The sequence below is a fragment of the Mucilaginibacter sp. P4_G9 genome (genome assembly GCF_056400985.1).
The window spans coordinates 1-2,848 of the sequence record NZ_JBFUKF010000532.1 but is presented as its reverse complement, the minus strand read 5'-3'; the positions used below and the strand labels follow the sequence as shown (position 1 = coordinate 2,848).

General features: G+C 41.8%; 2 protein-coding genes. Both read right to left on the bottom strand.

The features are described from left to right. A partial coding sequence (locus tag AC1DPZ_RS24895) for an MFS transporter (RefSeq protein ID WP_477408551.1) occupies positions 1-1,219 on the bottom strand: 1,219 nt, incomplete at its 3' end. 427 nt (positions 1,220-1,646) lie between these two features. Further along, a complete protein-coding gene (aroC, locus tag AC1DPZ_RS24890) occupies positions 1,647-2,753 on the bottom strand; it encodes a chorismate synthase (RefSeq protein WP_477408549.1) in 1,107 nt (368 codons plus the stop codon). Between the last annotated feature and the right edge of the window lie 95 nt (positions 2,754-2,848).

The window sequence follows — 2,848 nt, the reverse complement described above, 5'->3', positions numbered from 1 at the left end:
TGAAAACAGCTTCTATGTTTTTCATGTTGAATTTTTTTAAAAAGTAATACCCGGAGGATACAAACAGGCATACGCCTCCTAATACCCACCATAATGTATCAAAGCCGCCATAGGCAATAATCTGGCTTCCAACCGCCGGCGCTATGATTTGTGCTGCAGACCACGACATACTGTAAAGGCCTGCATATTCACCACGGTTACTGTTCGTGGTGCGGCTAAGCCAAAATGTGTTCATGAAGGGCATGCTGATTATTTCGCCCAGGGTCATTAATGTAACAATGAATATAGCCACAAAAGCAGTATGAGGCAATATATTCAATAATACAAAACTTAAGCCCGAAATTAAAACACCAATCCTGATATAGGTAAGGGGATCTCTTTTGCCATCAAGTTTATGTACCAGAATCATTTCAATAAGCACGATGATTATTCCGTTTAATGCCAGGAGGAAACCTATAAAACGAACGTTAAAATGCCATTGTATTTTATAAAATACAGGTTGCATGATAAAAAACTGGAAGAAGCAGATAGAGAACAATGTGCCTAATAATATAAATACCAGGTAAATGTGATCTGAATAGGCGGATTTTGATATAACAGCTTCCGTAATTGCTTTTACTGATTTTTTAATCTTTGACCGTGGCATCAATATTAATAGTAATAACCCGGCAAAAATATTGGTGCAACCATCAACCCAAAAAAGCGAATGGTAGCTGTATGAAGCTAATAAACCACCTAATCCTCCACCAAATGCCCAGCCCAGGTTGGCAGCCAGCCGGTTTAGGGAGTATGAGCGGGTTGTATTTTGTTCGCTGCTGTAATGCGCTATAGCGGCGGAGTTTGCCGGCCTGAAGGATTCATTACAAATGCTCAAAATAAAAGTGCCTATGCCAACACTTATAAAAGTATGCTGAAAACCTAAAATAATAAACATTACACCGCCAAGCAGCAATGAGCCAACCTGGATATCATAAAAGCCAATTTTATCCGACAGTCGCCCTCCAATAAATGCCCCGGAAATAGCTCCAATGCCAAAAATAGCCATGATCCATCCAGATTGTACAATGGTAAAATGCAGCTGCTGGATGGTGTAAATGCTCATAAAGGGCACAACCATAGTACCGCTCCGGTTAATGAACATCACCAGGCTAAGGTACCAGCTGTTTTTAGATAGACCGCTATAGGCTTTTTTGTATGATTGAATAAGAAGGGTAAGCATTGCCCTGTAAAGATAGGCAATACCCGCCTATAGCTTTGCCATTTTACTATCAACATTAGCAAAAAAATGAACATTTTTTATTCAGGCCGGAAAACTTTTTGAAGTACTTTTGGGAACTCAAAAACGGTACTTTGCATACACCGTTGACACACCTTTYAGGCACCTGCGGATCACCTTACAAGTACCTGCCATACCCCCTTTGGTTTCCCTTTGATAACCGCTTAATTATGGTTATTGTATTTGTAATCAGATGGTTATATATGAAGTAATGAATTTAAAGAGCTTTCATTTTAAATGAAACAGGGCGTTTATCTTAGAAGATAAGTGCCCTGTTTAGTTATATACAAATTTACAAAAAAATCAAATAATATTCAACTGTTAAGACCGTGACAAATGTTTGCAGAAGATTAAACCGAACAATGTTTTATTAAAGTTCTCCCTTTGGCAAAATCGAATTCCTGTTTCTCAGCCAATGATCGGCCAGTACCAAGGCAGCCATGGCCTCAACAATAGGCACAGCGCGCGGCACCACACAAGGATCATGACGGCCTTTACCCGATATTTCGGCGGCGTTACCTTCACTATCAATAGTAGCCTGGTTTTTCATGATGGTAGCAACCGGTTTAAATGCTACCTTAAACTCTATAGGCATGCCATTACTGATACCACCCTGGATACCACCCGAAAAATTAGTGATGGTACTTATATCTCCTAAATGCGATTTAACGAAGATGTCATTATGTTCGGATCCCCGCATTTCGCTGCCGGCAAAGCCCGATCCAAATTCAAATCCATGTACGGCATTGATGCTTAGCATAGCTTTACCCAGGTCGGCGTGCAGTTTATCAAAAACCGGGTCGCCCAGGCCAACCGGGCAGTTTTTTATGTAACAGCTTACTTTACCGCCTACCGTATCGCCATCCTTGCGCACGCTATCAATAAATTCTACCATTTCCTCAGCTGTAGCCGGATCGGCACAGCGAACAATGTTTTTTTCCCGTTCGTCAATAAATTCCTGGATATTACTGATATTAACATTAGGTGCTTCAATCTTACCTACACTGCTAACATGGGCGGCAATCTCTATTCCCTGGCTTTTAAGCAATAGTTTTGCTAATGCCCCGGCAGCAACGCGTGCTGCGGTTTCGCGGGCCGAGGAGCGCCCTCCGCCACGATGGTCGCGGATGCCATATTTGGTTTGATAAGTATAATCGGCATGCGACGGACGGAATACATCCACATTATGGGTGTAATCCTTTGAACGCTGATCCTCATTCGGAATAAGCATGGCAATAGGGGTACCCGTGGTTTTACCCTCAAATACACCCGATAAGATCTTTACCGTATCACTTTCTTTACGCTGCGTAGTGATCTTTGACTGGCCGGGTTTACGTTTATCCAGTTCGCCCTGTATATAATCAATATCAACCACTAATTGTGCAGGGCAGCCGTCAATTATTACCCCGATAGCTTCGCCATGCGACTCGCCAAAAGTGGTTATCCTGAATACTTGCCCAAATGAATTGCCTGCCATTTTGTTAGATATAAGATGTAATAATTAATAACGTCATTGTGGGGAACGAAGCAATCCCCAATATGCAAATCCGCTTTGTAAGTATGGGATTGCTT

Excerpts from the sequence above, each read along its gene's own strand:
- aroC (WP_477408549.1), bottom strand. The coding sequence starts at position 2,753 with ATGGCAGGCAATTCATTTGGGCAAGTATTCAGGATAACCACTTTTGGC.